The 23,806-nt window shown below is 55.7% G+C and carries 22 protein-coding genes and 2 pseudogenes; 11 read left to right on the forward strand and 13 right to left on the reverse strand.

What is annotated here, in order from left to right; genetic code table 11:
* From FH08_RS50730 to FH08_RS0132820, 5 genes are all read right to left on the reverse strand, one after another.
* A partial coding sequence (locus FH08_RS50730; RefSeq protein WP_160172525.1) for a 3-keto-5-aminohexanoate cleavage protein occupies window positions 1-142 on the reverse strand: 142 nt, incomplete at its 3' end.
* 72 nt (window positions 143-214) lie between these two features.
* On the reverse strand, window positions 215-658 hold the full coding sequence (locus FH08_RS0132805) for an acyl-CoA thioesterase (RefSeq protein WP_035567712.1): 444 nt from the start codon (window positions 656-658) through the stop codon (window positions 215-217).
* A gap of 49 nt (window positions 659-707) precedes the next feature.
* Entirely contained in the window at window positions 708-2,030 is a 1,323-nt protein-coding gene (locus tag FH08_RS0132810) for an aspartate aminotransferase family protein (protein WP_031362428.1), read from the reverse strand.
* A gap of 142 nt (window positions 2,031-2,172) precedes the next feature.
* Complete coding sequence (locus tag FH08_RS0132815; RefSeq protein ID WP_152602972.1) at window positions 2,173-3,480, reverse strand: MFS transporter; 1,308 nt, start codon at window positions 3,478-3,480, stop codon at window positions 2,173-2,175.
* 76 nt (window positions 3,481-3,556) lie between these two features.
* Window positions 3,557-4,645, reverse strand: a complete 1,089-nt coding sequence (locus FH08_RS0132820) for a porin (RefSeq protein WP_031362430.1) — start codon at window positions 4,643-4,645, stop codon at window positions 3,557-3,559.
* Between the two features lie 453 nt (window positions 4,646-5,098).
* Between FH08_RS0132820 and FH08_RS0132830 the strand changes: the two genes are divergently transcribed.
* A complete protein-coding gene (locus tag FH08_RS0132830; RefSeq protein WP_235210572.1) occupies window positions 5,099-5,707 on the forward strand; it encodes a TetR/AcrR family transcriptional regulator C-terminal domain-containing protein in 609 nt (202 codons plus the stop codon).
* A gap of 57 nt (window positions 5,708-5,764) precedes the next feature.
* Here FH08_RS0132830 and FH08_RS0132835 read toward each other — a convergent pair whose 3' ends face one another.
* Window positions 5,765-6,814, reverse strand: coding sequence for a phosphotriesterase family protein (locus FH08_RS0132835; protein ID WP_235210573.1), 1,050 nt, complete (start codon window positions 6,812-6,814; stop codon window positions 5,765-5,767).
* Between the two features lie 80 nt (window positions 6,815-6,894).
* Window positions 6,895-7,510: pseudogene (locus FH08_RS48740) on the reverse strand (MCP four helix bundle domain-containing protein); the annotation flags it as partial.
* A 680-nt stretch (window positions 7,511-8,190) separates the two neighbouring features.
* Here FH08_RS48740 and FH08_RS49700 point away from each other — a divergent pair.
* From FH08_RS49700 to FH08_RS54060, 4 genes are all read left to right on the forward strand, one after another.
* Window positions 8,191-8,892 (forward strand): alpha/beta hydrolase family protein, encoded by a 702-nt coding sequence (locus FH08_RS49700; RefSeq protein WP_031362435.1) that lies wholly within the window; start codon window positions 8,191-8,193, stop codon window positions 8,890-8,892.
* An 81-nt stretch (window positions 8,893-8,973) separates the two neighbouring features.
* A complete protein-coding gene (locus tag FH08_RS53640) occupies window positions 8,974-9,534 on the forward strand; it encodes a hypothetical protein (RefSeq protein WP_152602973.1) in 561 nt (186 codons plus the stop codon).
* A gap of 262 nt (window positions 9,535-9,796) precedes the next feature.
* The gene (locus tag FH08_RS49705) at window positions 9,797-11,029 is read left to right on the forward strand and encodes a GGDEF domain-containing protein (protein WP_081889651.1); all 1,233 of its coding nucleotides are present in this window, start codon (window positions 9,797-9,799) and stop codon (window positions 11,027-11,029) included.
* 69 nt (window positions 11,030-11,098) lie between these two features.
* A complete protein-coding gene (locus FH08_RS54060) occupies window positions 11,099-11,233 on the forward strand; it encodes a hypothetical protein (RefSeq protein WP_268810839.1) in 135 nt (44 codons plus the stop codon).
* Window positions 11,234-11,874: 641 nt separating this feature from the next.
* Here FH08_RS54060 and FH08_RS48750 read toward each other — a convergent pair.
* From FH08_RS48750 to FH08_RS0132895, 5 genes and pseudogenes are all read right to left on the reverse strand, one after another.
* A complete protein-coding gene (locus FH08_RS48750; protein WP_200878823.1) occupies window positions 11,875-12,909 on the reverse strand; it encodes an IS4 family transposase in 1,035 nt (344 codons plus the stop codon).
* Window positions 12,910-13,244: 335 nt separating this feature from the next.
* Window positions 13,245-13,468: pseudogene (locus tag FH08_RS50735) on the reverse strand (trehalose-6-phosphate synthase); the annotation flags it as partial.
* Between the two features lie 90 nt (window positions 13,469-13,558).
* Window positions 13,559-14,740 carry an alpha-hydroxy acid oxidase gene (locus tag FH08_RS0132885; protein ID WP_031362438.1) on the reverse strand — a complete coding sequence of 394 codons (1,182 nt, stop codon included), beginning with the start codon at window positions 14,738-14,740 and terminating at the stop codon, window positions 13,559-13,561.
* Window positions 14,741-14,774: 34 nt separating this feature from the next.
* Window positions 14,775-15,680 (reverse strand): LysR family transcriptional regulator, encoded by a 906-nt coding sequence (locus FH08_RS0132890; RefSeq protein ID WP_031362439.1) that lies wholly within the window; start codon window positions 15,678-15,680, stop codon window positions 14,775-14,777.
* Between the two features lie 111 nt (window positions 15,681-15,791).
* Window positions 15,792-17,183 carry an MFS transporter gene (locus tag FH08_RS0132895; RefSeq protein WP_031362440.1) on the reverse strand — a complete coding sequence of 464 codons (1,392 nt, stop codon included), beginning with the start codon at window positions 17,181-17,183 and terminating at the stop codon, window positions 15,792-15,794.
* Between the two features lie 344 nt (window positions 17,184-17,527).
* On the opposite strand from FH08_RS0132895, the gene FH08_RS0132900 reads away from it, so the two are divergent.
* Genes FH08_RS0132900 through FH08_RS0132915 form a run of 4 tightly spaced genes read left to right on the forward strand, consistent with a single transcriptional unit; the run spans window position 17,528 to window position 21,455 of the window.
* Entirely contained in the window at window positions 17,528-18,484 is a 957-nt protein-coding gene (locus FH08_RS0132900; protein WP_051888718.1) for a hydroxyacid dehydrogenase, read from the forward strand.
* Window positions 18,485-18,493: 9 nt separating this feature from the next.
* Complete coding sequence (locus FH08_RS0132905) at window positions 18,494-19,186, forward strand: diguanylate cyclase (protein WP_031362442.1); 693 nt, start codon at window positions 18,494-18,496, stop codon at window positions 19,184-19,186.
* A gap of 42 nt (window positions 19,187-19,228) precedes the next feature.
* Complete coding sequence (locus tag FH08_RS0132910) at window positions 19,229-20,521, forward strand: MFS transporter (RefSeq protein ID WP_035567717.1); 1,293 nt, start codon at window positions 19,229-19,231, stop codon at window positions 20,519-20,521.
* Window positions 20,496-21,455, forward strand: coding sequence for an SMP-30/gluconolactonase/LRE family protein (locus FH08_RS0132915; RefSeq protein WP_051888719.1), 960 nt, complete (start codon window positions 20,496-20,498; stop codon window positions 21,453-21,455). The genes FH08_RS0132910 and FH08_RS0132915 overlap by 26 nt, the downstream gene beginning before the upstream one ends.
* Before the next feature lie 281 nt (window positions 21,456-21,736).
* Here FH08_RS0132915 and FH08_RS0132920 read toward each other — a convergent pair whose 3' ends face one another.
* The gene (locus FH08_RS0132920; protein WP_031362445.1) at window positions 21,737-21,955 is read right to left on the reverse strand and encodes a hypothetical protein; all 219 of its coding nucleotides are present in this window, start codon (window positions 21,953-21,955) and stop codon (window positions 21,737-21,739) included.
* A gap of 436 nt (window positions 21,956-22,391) precedes the next feature.
* Here FH08_RS0132920 and FH08_RS48755 point away from each other — a divergent pair, with 436 nt between their 5' ends.
* Both FH08_RS48755 and FH08_RS0132935 read left to right on the forward strand, forming a co-directional pair.
* Window positions 22,392-22,778, forward strand: a complete 387-nt coding sequence (locus FH08_RS48755; RefSeq protein WP_419178035.1) for a nuclear transport factor 2 family protein — start codon at window positions 22,392-22,394, stop codon at window positions 22,776-22,778.
* Between the two features lie 139 nt (window positions 22,779-22,917).
* On the forward strand, window positions 22,918-23,806 hold an 889-nt coding region (locus tag FH08_RS0132935), incomplete at its 3' end, for an amidase (RefSeq protein ID WP_035567719.1).

Here is a 23,806-nt window from a genome sequence, read left to right on the forward strand (position 1 = left end):
CAACCACACTGGCCCCGGCGTTATAACAATCGTAGACATCCCGGGCGATTTCATCGGGCTGCGTCGGAAGATGCGGGTTTTGTGATTTGAACGCCATGCCACCCGTGGGAGCGACGAGAACGATAACTTTATTTGTAGGCATGCTAAGTCTCCATGAAGTGTTTTGAGTTGAGTTCCAGCGATCGTCGAGGTTCGACGTACGGGATTTAGATCATTACGGGGACAGCTTTTCCTGTTCGGGGATACGAAAGCGTTCGATCTGCCGTCGCAGATCATCGACGATCTTCACAGGCACGCGGCGTTCGAGCGAGAAGAGCACGACGACCTGTTCAATGCGCACACGCAATTCGTTGTTCGAAAATGCCGTGAGCGTCAGGGCGACTGAACTCCTTCCGATTCTTCTCACTGCCAGGCGCAGCTGAAGCATGTCACCAATGACGCTTGGCGCGACAAAATCACATTCGATTCGCACAGTGGGTACACCTAGCCGCTGCACCGCGATCAAGTCGGCGTAGTTCACGTCCAGTCCGTCGTTGAACCAGTCCTCGATCAGTTCGTGAAACAGGACAAAGTACTGTGGGTAGAAGACGATTCCGGCTGGATCGCAGTGCTGAAACCGGATGCGCTTCTTCGATTCGAACTCGTGAGGAGCTTTCACGATGGTGACCCCGATGCAGATTGAACGTGATTACCTGTTTGTATGAAGCTCAATGTGCGATCACCTGGCCAGTGCGAAGAATGTCGGCATATCTTTCGAGGAAACGGCCGAACACCACAATGAATCGTTCGATTTCTTCGGTTCCAATCGGCATGCTCAACACGATGAAGCCCCGGCGCGCGAGATAGATGCCGTGTTCGACCATATGAAAAAAGAACAGATCCTTAAGGATGTTTCCTGACGGCAGCAGGTCTTCGACCGAACGGATCTCATGCGTGCCGGCCTGTAGATTTAGCAGCGACCCCGTCCCGATGAACTGCATCGCCACGTCACTTGCCGCGCACATCGAGTTAAGCCGGGCTCGCAACTGATCGCCGCGCGCGTTCAATTCCGTCGCAACGGCAGGCGTATACAACTCAGACAGACCCGTTGCTCCGGCCGCCATGGTCAGGACGTTGTTATTGAATGTGCCTGCGTGCGGTGTTGCATGCCGATTGCGCGGATCGAACTGATCCATGATTGCAGCGCGCCCCCCGAATGCACCGAACGACATGCCGCCGCCGATGTACTTCCCAAGTGTCGTGAGGTCTGCGTGGATGCCAAGTTTTTCCTGAAGCCCACCTGGGGAGAGACGGGAGGTCATCACCTCGTCAAAAATGAGCAGCGCCCCGTTCTCGGACGTCAACTTGCGCAAACCTGCCAGAAATTCTTCGTCGGCGGTAATGCAGCCCGATGCACCCTGCATCGGTTCGGCGATCACCGCCGCTATTTCGCCCCGATGGGCTTCAAACAACGCTTGCACGCTTTGCAGATTGTTGTACTGGGCAACGAGGAAGTCGTGGGGCACATTCACCCGGTTGTTGCCCTTGGCGAAAGTCAGGACACCACCGTGATAGCCTCCGCTGAACACAACGATTTTCTTGCGGCCGGTATGTACAGTGGCTGCCGCCAGCGCCATGAGATTCGCTTCAGTGCCTGAGTTGGTAAAGCGTATGGCATCAATCGACGGGAACCGATCGCAAATGAGCTGCGCCAGCCGGGACTCGAGGAGATTGTGTCCGCTTAAATTGATGCCGCTATCCAGTGCGGCGTCAATCGCCTTGCGGATTACGGGGTTTGAGTGGCCGTAAATGCCCGCCGTAAATTCGGCAATGAAATCGATGTACGCGTGCCCGTCCGCGTCCCACAGGCGACAACCTTCGCCACGCGCAATCGTAAGGGGGAACGGCGAGTAGTACAGCACTGACCGGGTGTTACCTCCCGGCATCACGCTGAGCGCCCGCTCGTACTGGGCCGCGCTTTGCGGATTGCGCTGCGCGTAGAGTTGAGCCGCGTGGCCAACGGCGACCGCAACGGAATCCAGGCTGCGCATAGTTGAGTTTTCCTGCAAGGTAGAACGCGGCACTGCAATCTCCGGAGAACAATTGAAACTGAGGTTAGAGCTTGACGGGTGGCAGCGTCTGTTGCCGCTACCCCTATGTTCAGTATTTTATTGTACACTGAACAAGGAATGTTTACGCAAGCTCCCGCTTTGCGCCTTCCTTCATCAAGATCAGGGCTGGCAAAGTAGCGAGTGCTGAAATGCTGAGGATCCAGCCCGCGTTTGCGGCCTCGCCTGTGCCTTCGATTACCCAGGTTGTGAGAAATGGCGAGAACCCTCCCAAAATCATTGCGAGAGCTCCGCCGAATGACACTCCTGTGGAGCGAACCCTTGTCGGGAACATTTCAGCCAATGCCGAGGGTCCCGCGCCCGAGTACATCGCAAACACTACGTTCATGATCCATTGTGTCCAGAAGAAGGTGGTGAACGTGATGCTGGAAACGATGAAGCCGTAAAGCGGATACGAGAATAAAAGGAAGAAGACACAGCTTGTCAGCAGCAGAGGCTTCCGGCCGAACTTATCCGAAGCTGCTCCCATCAGCGGTGCAATCAGAAGCACTGTTGCCAGCGAGGCCGTACTAGTCCAGAGGGCTTGCTGCCGTGTGATGTGGCCGTACTTCGCAGCAAACGTCGGCATGTAGACCGACACCATATACGAACTGACGGCCCAGAAGATTACGAATGAGAATGCGTGAAACACGGACTTGCTGAAGCCGCGCGTATTTTCCTGAACCAGTGGCGCCTCGGTCTTAGCTTTCGCATAGGCGGGCGATTCCGGGACTTTGCGGCGGATATACATGCCGAGCGGTCCGAGCAGTGCGCCGAGAAAGAATGGGATGCGCCATCCCCAACTCGTGAGGTCGTCAGCACTGAGCACGGATGTGATGATGGCGGCAACAGCCGAACCCAGCAACAGGCCCGCAGCAATACTCGACTGTTGGAATGCACCGAAAAACCCGCGGCGGTTCCTCCCACCCCACTCGACCAGAAACGCGGCCGCGGTGCCCCATTCACCGCCGGCAGAGAAGCCCTGAATAAGCCGCGCCAGCACGAGGAGTACGGGCGCCCAAAATCCGACCTGTGCGAACGATGGGAGACAGCCGATTAGCACGGTACTGCCGGCCATCAGGAGCATCGTGACGGACAGCGCTTTCTGGCGTCCGCGCGTGTCACCCATACGACCTAGCACCAGGCTGCCGACGGGCCGCGCGACAAAGCCGACGCCAAAAACCGCAAATGATGCTAGCAGGGCCACGTGGTCATTTGCGGCTGGGAAAAAGTTCTTCGCGATGATGGGCGCGAGAAATCCGTATACACCAAAATCGAACCATTCGAGAACGTAGCCGGAGATGCCCGCGAGAAGGGCCCGGCGTCGGTGGCCGCGTGTTGTCGGGTTTGCTGGCAACGACTCCGCGGGCGCTGTCGTGTGGGTGTTCATCATTTTGTCCCATACAGGGTGAAGGGTAAGTGTGTCGGGTCGATAGTCCCGCCGCACGTATTTGGATTGACTCTATCGGTTAGAAGCGGTGACGCATACCTACCCGAAGCGCGAGTTGCTTGTCGGTGCTAGATGCTCCGAGAGTGACGAGGTCAGCGTGGGTGCCATCGCCCGCTGCTGTTTCGTAGTTAGCGGAAACATAGACATCAGTGCGCTTCGAAAGCAGATAATCGAGCGTCATTGCAAACAGATTCCATTTGCTGCCGGCGGTTTTTGAATAGGTGTACCCGCCTGCGGCATACAAGTCCGGCCTTAACGAGTAGCGAGCGGCAGCGTTCAGGCTCTGCAGGGTCTGCGTCGCGCGCCCACTGTCAAAGTAGGTGTTGGTATAAACGCTCGACAGATAAAGCTTTCCGAAGTCCCAACCCGCACCAACGCCTGCGGTTCGAAAGTCCCTCACGGCGACAGTGGCTGAAGAACTTGCCAAGGTGTTTCCGAAAAATTCGGAAACACCGAGACTACTGCCGGGAGAGAAAAAGTAGTCGTGGATATCGGTGACAGCAGCCCCTGCACTGAAGGGACCACGGACATAGTTCGCCCCAAAGCTGTAGGCGTGCCCATAGTTGGTTGTAGGTGCAGACTGCGAGTTGAAACTGTACTGGCCGCTGAATTTCAAACCCGCGAGATCCGGACTCGTATACGTCACCATGTTGTCCAGCCATTCACCCGAAATGCGGTCCTGATCCCCCGGGTTCAGGTTATAGATACCGACGGTGTTGAGTCCGGAGTGGAAGCGCAGTAGCGTCGTGGTCATCTGATCGTATTGGCGGCCGAGCGTAACGGTGCCGTATTGCCCGCTCGACAGGCCGACAAACGCAAGGCGCCCAAATTCGAGCCCCCCCTGGCGGGAGGCACCGGTATTGGGATTAAAACCGCCTTCCAGATCAAAAACGGCCTTGAGTCCGCCCCCAAGGTCCTCAACGCCCTTGAAGCCGAACCGGTCACCCTGACTGACGCTGTCGTCCATCTTGTAGACGTGTGCTCCGCCTACGTTTGACACATAGGTCAGGCCATCATCGATCACGCCATAAAGCGTCACGCTCGACTGTGCCTGTGCGCCGCTTGCCATGACCAGCCCGACCACCCCTCCGACCAATTTACTGTTCACTTTCGATCTCCGACCGATGTTGAAGCTAAGGGCCTTCCCTCCATGGAGAAGGTCGATGTACACAAAACTACGCATCATTGTTCACTGAACAATGATGCGTTATATGACGAACAAAAAAGAGTTGCAAGTGCGTCTGACCCTGAGAAGCGATGCGATGATCGGCATTGTTCGGTATACAATGAATGTGTTGTTCATTTCGCATGTGTGCGACCAACCCGAACCAGAATGAGAAGATAGATGGCTACTGCGAGCGGGAAACCTGCACGTTTGTCCCAGAAACCCGGTGTATCAGCGAATAAAACTTCGCGACGGCTTCCTGCCTCGACATCCCCGAAGCGGGGAAGCCAAAACGCTCCGGTCAAGCAAAAAGACAAGCCGGCAGGTCAAAACGAGGCTCTGTCAAAAGCCAGAATCGTTGACGCCGCTATCGAGCAAATCGACCGGAATGGTCTGATGGGGTTTAGCCTTCGCGACGTTGCCCGCACGCTCGGCGTTTATCCTGCCGCGGTGTACTGGCATGTGCCGACGCGCGATGCGCTTCTAGCGGCCGTGGTTGAGTCGACAATGGAGGACGTTGCGCCGCCACTCGGAAAAGGTACGTGGCAAGACTGGTTTCGCGAGTTGTTTTCTCGCTACCGGAAGGCGGTGAAGCGTCATCCCAATGTTGCTCAGCTTGTCGGAGCACAGTTGGTATCGAACGGGAGCCTGAGTCCCCAGATGATCGACCGAATCCTGTCGGTGCTGGTTTCCGCAGGTTGCGACGAATCGAAAATCGTGGAAATGTACAACGTCGTGGTCGCAACAATGGTTGGATTTGTCACTCTGGAATTTGCGTCGCTGCCATCAGATGATCCCGCGAACTGGGCCGCCCAGTTGCAGGAGAAGACCCACGCCATCCGCGCACTCGAGTTCCCGACCCTCGCACGTCATCTGCCCGCCATGGCGAACAGGGCGTTCATTGTTCGGTGGCAATCCGGTACAGACGCGCCGATGGACTCAAGCTTTGTTGCTTTTATCGAAGTGGCGATTGCAGGAATGGAGCAGGTCCTCAGCCGTCAATGACCAGCGCGCGGCGGCCCATGTTTGAAGGGCCGTCTCTTACAGGTTTGCGGGGCGCGTTCAGGCGAACGTCAGCAGGCGCCTGGGATTATCGATGAGAAGCGCATCGACTTCGGCCCGATTGAATCCCCTGCTTAGCATCCGCGGAACCACGTTGGCGAAGATGTGCTGGTAGCCGTGGCCACCGTAGCGCCCGAGCCGCGTTCTGGTGCAGATGTCGTGGCTGATCAGCACCTGATCCAGGTGGCCCCGATCAAGTAAGGTTCTGATAAATCGCAATCGTGCTGCGTCGTTCGGCATGTCGATATCCGACATCGGATAGGCCGACTGCTCCCAGCCAAATAGGTCGAATTCGATCACGCAGCCACTATCCGCGAGCTTGAACAGCCGCTCGTGATCGAAGATGGTCCGGTCAATATGGCTGATGATCACGCGCTGAGTGTCATATCCAAGGCTGCGAATGCTGTCGATCAATTCTTGAGGTTGATCGGGGTCTCGCCCCGGGTGAATGTTCAGGGCCGCCCCGGTTTCCTGCTGCGCGAATAGAGCACCGCGCACCACCCGCTTTTCCTGATCGGTCCACGGCGCCTGACATCCAATCTCGCCAATGATCCCCGCTCGAATCGACGTACCCCACGAGCCTTTGGTGATTTGCTCCACCATCTCGGTTGCAAAGTCGTCCACGCTGCGGGTCGCGTTCTTCGGATCCTGATACTCGTGCACGTAATGGCCGCAGCCCATGACTACGTGCACGCCAGTCGACTTCGCAATTTGCGCCAGGCCCGCCGGATTGGGCTTCAGCCCGCCCGTTGTCAGGTCGACAATGCTTTGGCCGCCAGCCGCTTGCATCTCTGTGACTTCCTCGATCGCGACATCGACCTGGTCCAGACGGTAGTTCTTGAGGGACGGCTGCTGTCCATACGTGATTTTCCAGCAGTTACACAGGTCGATCTCAACGTCGTCGCGGTCAGCGTCCTCAGCGAGCCGAGGTGGCACCAGGTCAATCAACAGATGCTCGTGCATCAGCGTCGGACCAAGTGCGTCTGGCTCAATCAGACCCAACACGGTTTGAATTTTCCCTCGTAACAATTCACGTTGCGTTGCAGACACGGCACTCTCCATTCATCCTGATGTCAGATCCTTATTGTACGATGAACAATAAAACATAGGTCAAGGGTCAGGGTTCAGGCAACAGCTGTAATGCAAAGAAATCCGCAGGTTGTATTGCGCTGGCTCGCGCCGTGCTGCGCGGCCTCTTCCACCATCTGCGCCGCACGTCCAGCGGTGAACGACGAATAGTCGTTGGTTGCCTTGAGCAGTGACGCAAGTAGCGGTCTTCCTTCCTCGTTTATCTTCGTCACGGCTTCGTCACGCTTGTTGTCGAGGGCGAGATCGACAATGGCCTGCGCTACAGGCCCATAGGCCGCTTCGACACGGTCGATCTCGGCCACGAGACTGCGCGCTTTCTCGCTCGTGTCAGTCGCGTTAGCTATCATTTCATTCAGCTTTCGAAGGCGAGACTGGACGTCATCCCGCGCCTGGATGACCGTGGCCTTCTCGGTTTCGAGGTCGGCGGGTTTGGTCAGCAGTACGAGATTATTAGTGGCGATAACGCGCCGATCGACCGCGGTCCGAACACGCTCCGCTATGTCAGCGCGCGCTGATGCCTGCAACGTAGCCGGAAAAGCGCCCGTTCGAGTCGTTCAATGCCTTCACTGACAGGCCCGATACAACCAGCACGATCGCGGCAAGCACGCCGAAGCCCGCGCTCAACTTCGCCTTAACGGTCATCTGTTTGAAATTCATTTGTTTTTGCTCCCGTCTACATAAAACGAGAACGCCCCAATGGCCGGGAACGCGCTTTTTTCATGTCAGCATGCGTGGTACATCTGACACGACTGCGCTCTTTGCGGCAAACGGTAGGCGGTACGTCCGCCTCTGATTTACGGCAGCTGAGTCCTCCCCTTTAGAGGAACAAACCCTCGTCGGGCACAATCCAACATGCACGTGTAATTGAATCCGTGGACCTGATGCACTCGGCACGTCGTCGTGGTGCCCTCACCGTACTGCGCATCAAGCCGCAACGACCTGCTATGGTTCGACCTCGATTCAGAGACGTTCGGCAAGACGCGTGCGGAAGTGTTCAAAGCCTGCCCTGGTACGCCGCCTACCTGGCCTTGGCTCGAGGCTCCGCTCCTGAACCGATCGATCCTCGTCCTGTTCGACGCGTCTCAAAGGCCGACAATGCGACCTTTTCCAGCCGACTATCGCGTCGGCATATTTTATGGCGCGGGTGCGAGAACTTCAGCTTAAGGGGTTGGCAACGTACGCCGTTTGCTTCCTGTGTCTTGCCGATCTCCATGGCGTCGGCTAAAGAATCCGGATAACTCGCCGTCAACACGATAATCGCAGATAAGAAGTCTTCGAAGATTGCCGATGCCTAGGACATGTTGGCATCCGTTGCGAGAACGACGACGAATCCATCCATGTTTAAGCTGCCGCTGGGCTTTACCGCGCTCTGTGGATCGTTGCCTCTCGCGATGACTGGCGAAGCCAAGCCGTTTGCGTCGGACCCGCACGAAACGATTGTCCATGGGGCCCTAACCCAGCGTGGCCCGGTCGGCGATAGTCAGTGCGAGATCGTCGCCATTACCAACGCGCCAGACGAGACGGCGCGGTTTCCACTTGTCGTGCTCAGCCACGGCAGCCCGCCGGATCCGCGCGATCGCGTAAAGATCGGCCGGTTCCGCAAGACCACACAGATCCGCACGTTCGTCGAACGTGGCTTCGCCGTCATCGTGCCGGGCCGGCACGATGACGGCGCGGAGGGCGGCTCCTATGCAGCGAGCACCTACAGTTGCGGCAACCCGGACTATGACCAAGCTTGCGCCCAGGCCGCGAAAGACATCCTTGCGCCGATCCGCTTCGCGGACACGCTGCCATTCGTCGATCCGACACGCGTTGTACTGGTCGGCCAATCGGCGGGGTATATCAAGCTGCGGACCCAAAAGCCCAGTTGGTCGTGGAGCCACCGTTCGGCCACAACGCACACGGCATGTCACATGCCGACTTCGCCATTCCGATCTGGTTGCATCATTTCGATGAGTTCTTGGAGCCACCGGAGCGGCAACGAGCGCCAGACCACATGTGAGACCCTTCGGAGGCGGTGGCCCACTGAAGCCGCTTGAAACAAATTTTTACCCAAACATTACCGCTCGATGTGTTGCCATGCCGTACGCGGTCTTCCCCTCAGTAATCAACGGATCATCATGCAAAACGACTTCTTCTTTCACTCACGCTTTCAGGCAGCGTCATGTTGTTTGCGGGTTTGCGCAGCGACCATACAACCGGGCAGCGATAGCAAAAATAACTCAGTCCAGCAGACTTCGATACGTATTCCGGAAGAGTCATCGAAGAATATCGTCTTGAACGTTACCGGCTCGAGCATATCGACTGCGGCATCCGACTGGCCACGTTTGCAACAGGAGTGGCACGAAGCAATGGGCGGCGCCGCGACCGATGCAAATGCCATTTTTGCGGATGAAAGCGGGAAGCCGGACGCCCTGGGCAGTACCGGTACGCTCGTCGATGTATATATCAATGACTTCCACTTCGTATCTCCGGGAGCACGCTACGCATTTGGCATCATGACAGGCAACGCTTTCATGGATGCAAGAGTGACGTTCCGTGACCTTCGCACCGGAAAAACCTATGGTGAGCGCTACTACAATACGTCGTCGTCGGCTTGGCAGGGGATCTTCGCCGCGGTGACCGACAAGCAGACTCGTGCAATGGCGAAGCAAATCGTCTCGCAGATAGATCCGCGCTGATTTCTCGCAGAAGGGCGGAAGATCGCTACTTGTCAACATCTTCGACCGCCGCTTCGCGATCACGATTGTGTTGCCGGCAATGCTGGCACGGCGCTAGAACAAACCTCGCGAATCAGTACAACCCGAAACCGAACAGATACGCCTGAGCCGATGGCCCGGCACTTGGGCGCGCTGGCAAGCCTGGCTCAACAGCGGGGACCCCGTGCGGGCAGACTGCATACGTTTCTCATCTTCGGTATCAAGCAAGCTTGGGTAGTCCAGCATGAACATGCCAATGCACGACGAATCAACATCGACAGCTGCGTCATCAACGCAACCCCTCGAGGAGGCTGAAGGCCAGACGGTCATCCTCTCCCGTTTGGGCGATGTCACTTCCCGTCTGTTCCAAAGCCGGCCCGAGCGAGCTCGCGCCTATGAGATCCGTCGACGTCTGATATTCATGTTGTTCGGGCGTGCGAGCAACGTTCTGATGGTCGGGTTAGCAAGCATTATGTGCGGTTCCGTTGCCTTTGCACGTCGCGACGACGGCTTTGTGTTGGCAATGACTATTCTGTGCAGCACGCTGCTGCTCATTCGCTGCGAAATTATCGTTAGCTTTAAACGCCTTACGCAGACAGACGCATGGACTGACCTTGAACAATCGGTCTTGGCTTTTGGAGTTACGGCCGTTGGATCGTCGATTTGCTGGGGAGTTTTAACTTTTTATTGTCTGGCGTACTCCCATGATCCCGTTATCTATCTGATCATGGTCGTGTCCAACGTAGCTACGGCCGGCGCGGTGGCCGCCCGCAATGCGGCGTTGCCGCGTCTTGCCAGGTGGCAGTTGCTAACCAGCTTAGCGCCCGTCATGGCGGGGTCGGTGCTAACCGATGATAAGGGGTACGCGTTGCTAGCCGTGCTGGTTCCCCTTCTGATTATTGGACTTTTCATTCTTGTCGCCGAAACCAATCAGCAGCTTGTAGAACTTTATGAGTCGCAGTTAAAGCTTTCGCTGCTTTCAAATATCGATCACCTCACTCAGATTGCCAATCGACGGTGTTTTGGCGACCATCTCAAAGAAGCGATAGCGGTTTGTCGCGCATCGCAACAACCACTCGCGATCTTGATGATTGACGTCGATTTTTTCAAAGCGTTCAATGATCAATATGGCCATCCCGTCGGTGATGTATGCCTTCAGAGGGTCGCAGCGGTTCTGAACGCGAATCTTAGAAATGCGAACGATCTTGTTGCGCGCTATGGCGGTGAGGAATTTGCGGTGCTGTTGCGCAATGCCAATCAAATTGATGCACGAGTCGTAGCGCAACAATTGTGCGATGCCGTGGTGAATGCGGCACTACCGCATGGCGGTCGAGACGATGGCATTGATGTGGTGACAGTCAGCGTCGGCGCTTCTTCGACGACCAACCTTGGCGAAGGTCCGGAAGCAGTGATCCAGGCAGCCGACGATGCACTCTACCGGTCAAAACGCCGTGGACGCAATTGCGTGAGCTCATGAAAGGCGTTGATAGCAATGGGCATTGGCACCTTGCCGGGACGCTCGCATAAGATCGGGCGGTGAGAAGAAATGATTGCGATGAAAATCATGCGGGCCAGTGGGTTGTATTCGGATTTTGACGAGCTCGAACCTGCAATGAGTAAGCTGAAAATCATGGACTTTTTGTTCAACGCCCGTCACTTCAACCGCGAAATCACAGTCTAGGTTTGCACTGGGACGTCAGTTACAGGCTCCGCCCTGGTTTTGATAATCATATAGCGGGCCTGCCTCCGACCCAGTAGTAGAAAGGCTGGCGTAGCGTCGGGGTGCGGACAGCCGATGAAAGGCCGCACGCGCAACTGGCAGCGCGTAGGTGCTTTGCATCTGAACCCGGATCGCATCGATGACCAAGGCATCGCCCCACAACGCTGTAACCCGGAGAGGAAGCTTGCGATTACCCACAATTTTGGGCGAGTTCGAAACCGAGTTGGATATCGACGAGTCTTCGCAAGCCTCGCCAGATTACTGTGTTGCCAGGAGGAGGATCATTGGCTCGAGCCAGATAGCCGCCCAGTTGGGCGAGTTTGATGGTGTATCGAGTAAGTGGCTCGGCGGTTGAGGTCTTCGCCGTATCTTTAACTAACTGGTCAAGTCGCTGTATTTCATGCGGCGTTAAGGCGACTTCGACCGGGTAGATGTGGCCCGGCTCGATGTACCATGGTTATCCAAAAGATGCGCCAACTTAAAATACAAAATACGGCAATAAGATTGGCCAGTCGGTCCGCCGTGCGCAGCATTGACTCCTCTGCCTTGCATCCCGACTTTAGAATTTTGTGGAACACCTCGATTTTCCATCGCAGTGCGTACTAGTCAAGTTTCTCTATAGCCTGCCTGCGAGAAGTCACGGGTAAATTGGTGATCGGCTTCCATTCAATTCGCTTCCTGCTCGTAGGTGTACCTCGTTCAAGTGCAAGAATCACCGTCAGATGCAGCGGCGGGTAGCGACGTTGCTTGCCGATTGGAGGCAACACTGTTATGCGACGGTACCGAAGTTCCAGCACCGCTTGATCGGCCTTGCCGCCTTGGTCCCGAACCGCGACCCGATGTACGCCAGCGACTCGTACTTCATCCATCTCGCTTGCAATCGTATGGTTTCCATCGCCCGCGAGTCTGTCGACGCAGGTTCGAACAAGGAAGTTCGTTTGCAGTTCGCGGGCGAGGCAGAAGAGTTCATAAATGTCGCTTTCGCGATCTCCTACATGAACGCAACGCTGAGGTTGGGCAAGCAGTGCGGTGGATTGCCGTAGATTCTCCAACCATCGATAGCTTTCTTTTTCTTCGATCGGAACGCGGGTCGGATTTATCTTGCGCTTGAGTGCGTCACACCCTTTGAACTTCTTCCGGGTCCAAAATTTTATCGCTGCCAGCCCTAACGGAACTCCTTGCGTGGTTACGACGAGACTCGAATGCATCAAGATCCCGCAAATTGTATGCATTGGGCTTCGCCCTGTTTTGTCCTTTCGACTTGCGACCTTATGTGTCGAGCCAATTAGCTCAGGTCGCTCACGTTTGTACGAGAATTCAGTGGTGTCCTGCAATATCAGTATGGGACCTTCCGACGCTGCAAATCGGCTTTGGGTCGCTTCGAAATGGCTGCCCAAAATATCTTGTTCACTGACTTTGGGATTGGAGAGAAATCGATAGGCCGCTTTCGTGTTGCACCAGTCCTGAAAAGCCATCGGAATGCTCTGCCCCATGCATGTCCACAAGCGTTCCAAAACTAACCGAAATCTCTTGCCCAGACGTTCGTCGCGAAATCGACTTCGACCAACTTCCTCGTCCAGCCACCCGTCGGCTTCCGACGATGCACGCTTGCCGCCTTCGTCCCTTGTCTTCGTCATCGCTCTGTCTCGTTGACTATACGTTTAACGAAGTTAACAGAAAGGGCCAATTGTTAACAGAGGTAAATGCCCAAAATTGTGGGTAATCGCAAGTACAAAGGACCGCATACGCAGAACTGCAGTCGTACGACTTCCCAGAAATGATTCGCCAACGCGACCAATTGCTGATTCAACTGCTGGAGGCAAAGCGAAATCTTTCTCAGATTCCGTAGGTAAACGAACCTGAAGCCGAATAGAGTTTGGTCGCAGGTCTCGGGCCGAGGTGGCACTCGTTGAAACTATCACTTCGCGCGCGAGATAAGATGTTCCTCGTGCCGCTTGGCGATGCGAGGGAAAATCTGGATCAACGTTGCGCTGCTGCAATTCTCCGAGTACTGCGCGAGCAGCTCGCGCAAGGCGTGGATCCGCTGAGGTAGCCCGTTCGAAAAATCAAGCCGGTCGACGCCCAGCAACAAACGGCGTCGTGAGTATTCCTCCCGCACGCGTGAAAACGTGTCAAGCCCCTCTTTCGCCTGGGTTAGATTGACGAACTGTCTACGTCGATACCGATCGGATACGCAAACTGACGAGGCATTCGTGCCGCGGGCTTAGGCGAGATTGTGCGACCAGCTAATGATCCACGTCACCGACACGACCCCCCTCCGCGATATCACACGTTATGAGTCAGGCGAACGTGGGTCTCGTTGATGTCGGTCGTCGCGGTCACCCCAAGAAGCCCCATGTCGCGAAGGACCTCCTCGCGAAGCAGCTTAATAGCGTGAGCAACTCCAGCCTGTCCTCCAACTGCAGCGGCATAACCAAAGGGTCTTCCTACGAAAACAAACTTCGCACCAAGGGCCAGCGCTTTGATGACATCGGTTCCCCGCCGTATACCACTGTCCAGCATGACGGGAATGGCAGGTACAGCCTCAACTACCTCACGTAGCACGGAGAGCGGCGCCGCAGCGCCGTCAAGTTGCCTGCCCCCGTGGTTAGAGACGATGACACCATCAGCCCCGGCATCGACCGCCATCCGAGCGTCCTCCGCATTGAGTATGCCTTTTATGACCAAGGTGCCGGGCCACATCTTGCGTACCGCAACGAAATGTCTCCACGTCAAATGCCCTCGGTCGGAAAAATCACGCAGCACGTTCGCAGACAGAATCGGTGCACCGCGTTCCGCATAGTTGTTCTCGAAGTGAGGCATGCCGTGCGCGGCAATCGTCCTCAGGAATGTGCCGAACAGCCAGGCGGGATGCGTAACGCCATCCCATGCGAGGCGTATGGATGGTCTCAGCGGGGTCGAGAATCCAGTTCGGATATTGTTTTCACGGTTGGCTGCAACTGGTGTGTCAACAGTTATCACCATTGTCTTGTATCCTGCCGCCTTGACGCGCTCGATTAACGCGGTGATACGTGACTCCTCACCCGGTAGGTAGCACTGAAACCAGGTGTCTGGATTCTCTTTGATGATTTCCTCGAGACGTATCAGTGACGAACCGCTCATAATCATCGGAACCTTGCCCGCACTGGCAGCGGCTGCCATTACTGCGTCTCCGCGGTATGCGAACAGCGCGCTGAGTCCCATAGGTGCCAGACCAAACGGAGCCGCATATGTCGCTCCAAAGAGATTGGTGTTCGTCGAACGCTTCGAAACATCCACGAGTACTCTCGGCACAAAGCTATACGAACGGAAACTGTCGCGAATTGATATTAGCGATGCGTTTTCTTCGACCGCTCCAGAAACATAACCAAATATGGATCTGGGAAGGTGACGCTTCGCCACTGCCTCAAAATCGTTAAGACTGAGAATTGTCTTAAAGCGGGATCTGCCTTCAACTGTGTCGTTCATCGTCAGTTCAGAAAAGTGCGCGGTGAAACCGAGGTCAAGCCGCGTAGCCGAGGGAGAGCGTGTAATCGACCTCTTCCTTCGCTACCTGCGCCAAGGCTGAAATAAATGACCGTGTATCGTCGGTGCGCCAACGAAAGCAGTACTCGATGCTTGGCAACTCCGGAACGCTATTGAATGCATTGAGCAAGCCACCATCGACCAGGTTACGCATGAAGAATCGCGGCAAAAAACTGATGCCTACATCGGCCAATGTCAGACCGACGATAGCGCTCAAACTATTGCACGCCAAAATCCGTCGACCGTGAACACTGTTTGAAGATGCCCACGTTTCGTATGCCGCAGTGAGACGTGACTCCGTTGTCATTGTCAATATCGGATGTCGGGCGATTTCCGTCGCACTAAGCAAGGTGCCGGCAGGGATGCGTTTCGGTGAAGACATCCATGCGAATTCGAGGACCGCGAGGGGAACCGAAGTGAGCATAGGGTTATCTGTGACCCCTTGCGGCAGGATTGCAAAGTCAATCTCTCCACGTATCAGTCTCTTCTCCAAGCCGGCCGCCAGGTCAACATAGGGCTCCAAGGCCAAGTCAGGATGCTCCGATGTAATCCGCGCGACGAACTTCGGGAACCATGTCAGCGCAGTCAGCTCACTGACCCCGAAACGACACAACCCGGAAAGACGCAGCGGGGTGCTCAGCAGTTGATGGATTTCCCCTTCAAATTGGAGAATCTTATGAGCATGACCAAGAATTCTCGTACCGTGTTCAGTTAATACGGACCGTTGTGCCGACCGGTCAAATAACGGAACGTTAAGCGCCGCCTCAAGTTCCGCGATTCGTTTTGAGAGCGTTGATTGAGTTACGTTGAGGCGTGTGGCCGCGACTGAGAAACTTCCCAAGCTCGCTGCCCAGTAAAAAGCCTCAAGTTGTTTGAGCGTCATATGGTGTTCCAAAACCTACAAGGCGAAATCGGATCGACGTGATTTCTCATTATAGGAGCGCGTGTGCGCTTAAGCCGGAGAGCTGGCTAGACGAACACGTAACCTCTCGCACTACGCGCTTCGCTCGACGAGCGGCTTGTCCCGTATTTGGCTCAATGCAGTGTCTGCTTCGCTATCTTTTAATCCCGCGATGCGCGGCTCGATGATACTGAGCAGCAAGAGGAAGGTTGCAGCGGAGCAAGCAGCCAGGAAAGCGAACACCCATGGCCAACCAGACTGATCCAGAATGAGCCCAACAATGAACGGTGCAAATGCGCCACCCAGCGAGCCACCAGTATTCACGATAGACGCAGCGAGCGGCACCTTGTCGCGGGTAGCAATCCCCATCGGATACACAAGAAATGTCGAGTAACCAAGATTCAACAACACGCCTGCCGCAAAAAAGAGCAGAGCCAGCAACACAGGGGTATTCGGCGCATAAAGCAGCGCGTACATCATGCCCACGGTCGCGACCGAAGTAATCAACATTACCGGCTTGCGGCGACCTGCAAACACTCTGTCCGAAAGCCAACCTCCCACAAGATTGCCGACGATGGCGCCAACCCAAGGAGCGGATGCTACTGCCCCCATCTTCAACACTGAGAAGTGCTTCACGCTAACAAGATAAGTCGGCACCCAAGTCATGATGGCGTACGTGATGCCCACCAGAAAAAAGTACCCCAACGCGCATCCCCACACGTTCCACGATGTCAACACCGCGCGGTTTGTCGAAAGCAACGAGACCGTCTTCGTGCGAATCATGCGGTCGATCCATGACGGCTTGAGCCGAGCGGCGCCCTCTTTGGTGGATCCCACCGCAACCGGAATTGGAGCCGGCGCTTTAATGTAATCGACCTCGCTTTGCGAAACAAACCTGGAGGCTTTCGGTTCGTCGCGGACCAGCCAAAACCAAAGGACAGCACTGATTAGTCCAGGAACAGCGAAGATGAAAAACACGTCTCGCCAGCCGAACTTCAGCAGCAGTAGCGCACAAAGCGGCGGAACGAACGCGGGTGAAAACTTTATGGCCGATATGAAGACGCCGGCAGCCAACCCTTTTTCTTGCGAAGGAAACCAACGATTAATGATTGAAACAATGCCGATGTTGATTGGCCCCTCTGCGACGCCGAGGATTGCTCGAGCCGCTTTCAACTGGAAAACGCTACCAGCAAGGCCCATAAAAAGTGTTGAAAGCGAGGTCAACACCATCGACCCGACTAGAATTCCTCGGATCCCGACCTTACTAAAAAAGTATCCAGACGGAATTTGAATCACCGCGTAGCCGAAATAAAACAGGCTCGCCATCGCTCCAATATCGGTGTTGGAGAGGTGGTATTCATTTCGAATTGTCGGGATGACAACCCCCAGATTTGCCCGATCCGCACCGGCAATCATGTAGGTCAAGAAAATCATCGCGAGAACGATCCATCGATAGCCCGTCCGGGCGTCGCTCTTGTCTTCCATTGGTGTCTCCTTCCTAGGCCGGTCGGTGCTCATCGCTTTTTGTGACCGTGACTCATCCTAGAGATCTCCTTTCATGTCGAAAAGCGACTTTTGTCGATGGATAGACATGCCGTTTTGGAATGACGGGCAATCGCCTATTGACAAAATTCGAGCACGTTTAGTTGGCCATTGCCAACAATTAAGACCCGCACGCACTAGCGTTGACTTGAAGCTCTACATGTCAATAAGGGTTCGACCTGACAGTCGAGAAATGACTAGTCCACTTTCGAAAAATGTCGCTACGTCGCCGCCCAAACTCGCTTCTATATTTGCTCCAGGTAACAACGCCAATAACGGAAAAGCACATGAAAGTTTTCGTCATGGACCCGATAGACGGTAGCGCCGTGCAATCGCTATCGAGATTCCACACGGTCGTGGACTACCCCGCTTCTCGCAATGAAGACTGGCATGCACATGCCGACGCGGTCGTGGTAAGGACCTTTGAGGTTCGGGCGACGGATTTCGCTAAAGCGCAAAAATTGAAGATTGTCGCCAAGCATGGAACAGGCGTGGACAACATTGACCTCGAGGCGGCGTCCGGGGCGAACGTCCTGGTCACAAACACCCCTGGAGCCAACGCAAACGCTGTCGCCGAGTACGCGCTGGCAATGACATTGGCTGTTGCACGTAAAGTCTCACTCGCTGATCGGACGCTCCGGAATCAGCAAAAGGGCACCTTGCAAAACGGCATGGAGTTGCATGGCAAAACTATCGGCTTTCTCGGCCTCGGTGATATCGGCAGCCGGACTGCGCGATTGTTCAAGGCGGCTTTTGACGCGACGATTCTCGCTTACGACCCCTACGCACCCGACTCTGTCTTTGAGGCGCTTGGAGCCGTTCGCATTTCAAGCATCCACGAACTGTTACCGCGCTGCGACGTCGTCAGCCTGCACCTCCCTCTTCTGGCAAGCACGCGTAACCTCGTCGGAGAGGTTGAATTCGCACTGATGCGCGATTCCGCGTTGTTCATCAACGTCGCCCGCGGAGGCATCGCGGATGAAGGCGCCCTGTATTCCGCGCTCGAAAGTGGACGCATCGCCGGAGCTGCGAGCGATGTCTTCGAGAAGGAACCTGTTCAGGCATCGCACCCGCTGCTGCAGTTGAACAACTTTGTCGCTTCCCCCCATATTGCGGCGAGTAGCAACGAGTCTCTCCAACGAATGGGAGCCGCAGCGGCTGCCGCCGTCATTGATGCGTTAGCGGGCCGCAATCCAGCACATCAGATTCTTCCGAAGCCCGAGCTTCTCCATACTCCGTCTTAAGGTAATCCCATGAAAACAAGCAAGTTTAACGGAACGGCATCATTCGAACGCGTCACACCGGAACAGGTCGAGCGAGCTCGAGAGTTTCAGTCCGCGGTTTTGTGCGACGTGGCTGGCCGTCGTGGTGCGTTGCACGCGCGAATCCAGCCGCTTGTCTCAAAAATGATGGTCGCCGGCCCGGCATTTCCTGTGGAAGCGAGGCCCGGTGACAATCTGATGTTCCATGTGGCACTCGCCCTTGCGAAGCCTGGCGACATCATTGTGGTTGACGGGAAAGGTTACGAATCAAGCGCGCTCTTCGGCGAGCTGATGGTGACGCAAGCTATCGCCGCAAAAATCGGCGGATTGGTCGTCGACGGCGCCGCGCGCGACTTAGATACGTTGTGCCATAGCACAATGCCGATATTTGCCGCCGGACGCAATCCCGCAGGCCCAACGAAGGGCCTGGACGGGCGTATCGGTGTTGCTATTTCGCTGGGCGGCGTATCTGTTGAACCGGGCGACCTTGTCGTCGGCGATTGCGACGGCGTGGTAATCATCCCACGTGCAGACGTCGAAAAGGTGTTGCTAGCAGCTGAAAAGAAGGTTGCGGCAGAGGCGCAGCGCTTGAGCGAAATCAAAGAGGGCATTCTCGTTTCTCCGTGGCTTGACGATGCACTGCGCGCAGCCGGTGTCATCGGCGCGGATGAGACACTCGAGTAAAAGCGGTCAACTAAAAAACAAATAACGCACGGAGACAATGCAATGCATCGCAGATACTGGATTTACCTTTCTCTGTTTTCACTCACGGTTATCAACTACATAGACCGTGTTGCTCTGTCCATTGCATCGTCTCAAATCAGCAAAGAGTTTTCCCTCACGCCGGTCATGCTCGGCTATTTGTTTTCCTCATTCTTGTGGCTGTACTTCCTCGCTTTAATTCCAATGGGCCTGTTGGTCGACAAGTTCGGAACACGGTGTCTAAACGCTTGGGGAATTGGCTTCTGGTCGCTTGCGACCGCGCTGACCGCATTGACCGGCGGCTTCTTCTCGCTTCTGGCAACCCGTTTATTCATGGGGCTTGGCGAGTCCACGTCTTACCCGGCTGGCGGCAGAGTACTGCGGGAATGGGCGCCGGCGTCCGAGCGCGGCATCGCGACATCGATTTTTCATGCTGGAAGTCTGCTAGGCCCGGCCATCGGTGCACTGGGTCTAGGGTGGGTAGTCACTACCTATGGGTGGCGTGTTGCGTTCGTGCTGGCCGCATCGACGGGCTTCATTTGGTTAGCCGCGTGGCTAATCTGGTTTCGCCAGCCAGAAGATGCGACCTGGCTGCGAGCTGAAGAACGGGACCACATCCTGAAGTCACGTGATTCCGAGGCGACTTCGAATCGCGTTGCGCCTGAGCGCCTCGGCTTCGCAACACTGATTCGTTCGAAAACCATTTGGGCCATCGCATTCGCTCACGGTTGTGCCGTCTATGCTACATACCTTTTTCTGACGTGGATGCCCAGCTACCTGCAAGCGGAGAAAGGGATGAGCGCTGCGCGAAGCGGACTATATACAGCGCTTCCGTACGCAGGTGCCGCTTTGTTGGGTGTCGTCGTCGGCTTGTTTAGCGACCGTTATCTGCGAGCAAAGCCAATGGCAAGCGGACATCGCAGGAGAGTTGTCGCGTTTTGCCTCCTGATGTCGTCCCTCATCCTGCTGATTCCTCTGGTGAACGAGCTCTGGTTGGTGATGCTGCTCCTCACGCTGTCTTTGGCGGGCTGCACGTCAGCGGTTGCATCGAATATCTCTCTCGTCAATGACCTGCTGCCCTCAAAGCAAGACTCAGGAACAGCGATAGCCATTATCAGCACGGGTGGTAACCTTTTTGGGTTGATCGCACCGATTGCGACTGGATACGTTGTCTCGACAACCCACAGCTATCATGCGGGCTTTGTGATAACCGGCGTGCTTGTTTTGGCAGCCGCCGCGGTCACACTCTCACTTACTAAGCGGCCCGTTGCTGCAAATGAAAGGATTGGTGATGTTCGCTTTACCAAAAACGCTTGAAGCACGGCCATTCGCCCGTTACCCGGATGAACTGCGCACCGGAACAGACCAAAGTGAATGGAACGCGGGCCAGCCCGCAGGTCTTGCGGCCACCAGCTTCTTGGAAGGGCCTTCGTTTGACCGACACGGGATTCTGTGGTGCGTCGATATTCCGAACGGCCGAATCTTGAATATCGACCAGCACGGGAAGTTCTCGGTTGCAGTCGAATACGATGGGTGGCCAAACGGGCTCAAAATTCGTAATGATGGAATGGTCTTCATCGCCGATTACAAGCACGGCATTATGGTTCACGAACCCGAGTCGAAGGTAGTCAAACCATTCCTCGTTCGCGCGGGCATAGAAAGGTTCAAAGCGGTGAACGATTTGTTCTTCGCGGAAAACGGCGACCTTTTCTTCACCGACCAAGGCCTTACTGGACTTCAAGACCCAACCGGTCGGGTATTTCGCGTCAAGCCCGATGGGAAAATAGATTGCCTGCTTTCGAACGTACCTAGCCCGAACGGCCTGGTGATGAACCTGCACGAGGACATGTTGCTGCTTGCTGTTACCCGGGCGAATGCAGTCTGGCGTGTACCTATCACGAGTGCCGGGGTCGCAAAGGTCGGAACCTTTATTCAACTATCCGGGGGTATCGGGCCGGACGGCCTTGCGCTTGATGCCTCAGGCGGTCTGCTCATCGCCCATGCCGGCATGGGTGCCGTCTGGGTCTTCAACGCAAGGGGCGAGCCTACTTTCAGGGTAAATATACCCGATAACCATCTCTCTACGAATGTCGCCTTCGGTGGGCCCGAGAACAAGGATATTTTCGTGACTGAATCTGCGAGCGGTCTGATATATCGTGCAACTTTGGAGGTCGCTGGCAAACCCATGGCGTCCCATGTGAACGGCGGTCAGAAAGCGACACTAGATGGCGGCGTCGATCAGAAACGCTAAATGACTTGTTCTTCAGAACGGGGGTTTCGACGGCTGGCGGAGGTGCAGACGCACCCGGTGCTGCTTGCTTCTGACGGGGGTGACGCAGAGGGCGGGATGCGGTAGAAGATGGTTTACCTACCGCCGAACAAACAGGTCCGACACCGGCCCAAACTGCCAGGTTCATTCCGGTGTCGAACCCAACACGCGTACGACGGGGCATGAGTGTGCGCCAAGTATTGCACGCCTAGTCAGCCCTGTCGATATTGCATCGGCATTGACGGGGATTCTCGATGCCGGCGTCAGGCCGACTGTTCGTGTGCGTGCGCTGCCGGGCGCAGGTCATCGTTTGCCGCCGTTGCGACCGCGGCCAAATCTATTGCAATAACGACTGCGCCGAGCTTTCGCGCCATTCCAGCATGCGCGAGGCCGGCCGACGCTACCAGCGCAGCCGCCATGGCCGCTTTGCACACGCCGAACGGATGCGCCGCTAACGCAGCCGCCAAGATAAAGTGACGCATCACGGTTCCGCCAAGCCTGCCGCCGGTGCTCTAATGGCACCGACTTCGACAACGTCGGCGGGCACAGCACCGGCACCCGTCACCGCCGCGCCGGTGCCTGAGCATTGCCACTTCTGCCAATGCGTCTGTTCGGGCTTCGTACGCCTTGGGCCACTTCGCCGTCGGGTTTTCCATGATGTTTGCATTCCTACGCATTACACAGGACATGACTCATGCGCCCCGATCTTGTCACTCATCGCCACAACCTGTTGATGTGCGGCGGCGTACAGCCCATGTCGGTGTTGCCGCAGCAATTGCACCAGTAAGCGCACCTTGTGTTGCCGTACTTCCAGCGGCAAGTGCGTCCACTGCGATGTCTTCGGGTAGCGGTTCATTACTTCGTATTCCAGCTCACTCTCAAGGACGCCGCGAACGCCATGGGCGCGAGGTCAACCTTATGAAACCCTCAGACGTCAGCATTGCGCTTCTTACAGAACGCCTCGGTATTCTTGAGGCTGAGCACGCAGTCCGAAAAACGATGCAGCGCTACATGACCCTATGTGACGTGCCGTCGAACGCCTTCGATCAACACAAGTTAGCCTCTCTATTTCATACCGATGCAATTTGGGAAGGCATTGGTCAGCAATATACGCATCGATACGGGTGCCTAAAAGGACGCGAACATATTATATCGATGCTAGTGCAGTACCTGCCCCCCGCTCTTCATTTCGATATCAATGTACATTTTCTTAGCTCCGAGTGCATCGAGGTAGAAAACGGACAGGCGACGGGTCACTGGCTTCTTTTACAAGTATCCGGTATGTCGATACATGTTCAGAGTTGATAGCGGCAAGACTTCAAGTGGATTTTATACCCGCACCGAACGGAATCGACTGGCTAATTAAACATTTCCGGACGGAGCGTCTGGTCGACGCCCCATGGGATGTAAACCCTCGCCCAGCGAACCTTAAGAGGACTTGAGTATGCATGAATTCATCCGTGACTTTCCGTGCGATGGGCCAGACCCGTTGATCGCAATCAAAGATACGATTGACATCGAAGGCTTTCCAACCACAGCCGGCAGCCGCGCCCTAATGAACGCTTCGCCGGCCAAACAGCACGCAAAGGTTGTCGAGTTAATACTCGCTGCGGGATGGCAGATCACCGGAAAAACGAATATGCACGAACTCGCCTTCGGAATGACCGGCATCAACGAATACTTCGGGACACCAACTAATCCCCAGGATGAAAGGCTTATCCCAGGGGGATCCTCAAGTGGATCTGCCGCGGCAGTTGGACTTTGCCTTGCTGACGCTGCGCTTGGCACCGATACCGGTGGGTCCATCCGAGGGCCAGCGGCTTGTTGCGGCGTGATAGGCTTTAAACCGACCTTCGGACGAGTCGATCGGCGGGGTGTCGCCCCGAACGAAACCACGCTTGATTGCCTTGGCCCCTTTGCACGAGAGATGCGCGTTGTTACAGACGTGACGGCGGTGATTGCCCCGACATTCAATGCAAATATGGCCCACGAGGCGTTGCATGTATGCCACGTCGGAGTTGTGACGGTCGATGCAGAGCCCGAGATTGTTGAGGCCGTTTGGTCTGCGCCGAAGGCCGCGGGCTTCTCTCAGCGCGCGATTGACTTACCGGGATTCCAATCCGCTTTTCTTGCTGGACTAACGATCATCAATGCGGAGACGTGGTGCGCATTTGGACACTTAGTGGAAACGCAATTGCTAGGTCTCGACGTGACGAATCGCCTTATTGCCGCTGCGTCGACAACGCACGTACAGATTGCAGCCGCTGAGCAGATTCGTGAAGAATTCTCGGCGGCGGTAGATCGCGCGCTTGAAGAAGTGGATGTGCTCATAC

Source organism: Caballeronia sordidicola (assembly GCF_000729995.1).
GTDB lineage: Bacteria > Pseudomonadota > Gammaproteobacteria > Burkholderiales > Burkholderiaceae > Caballeronia > Caballeronia sordidicola_A.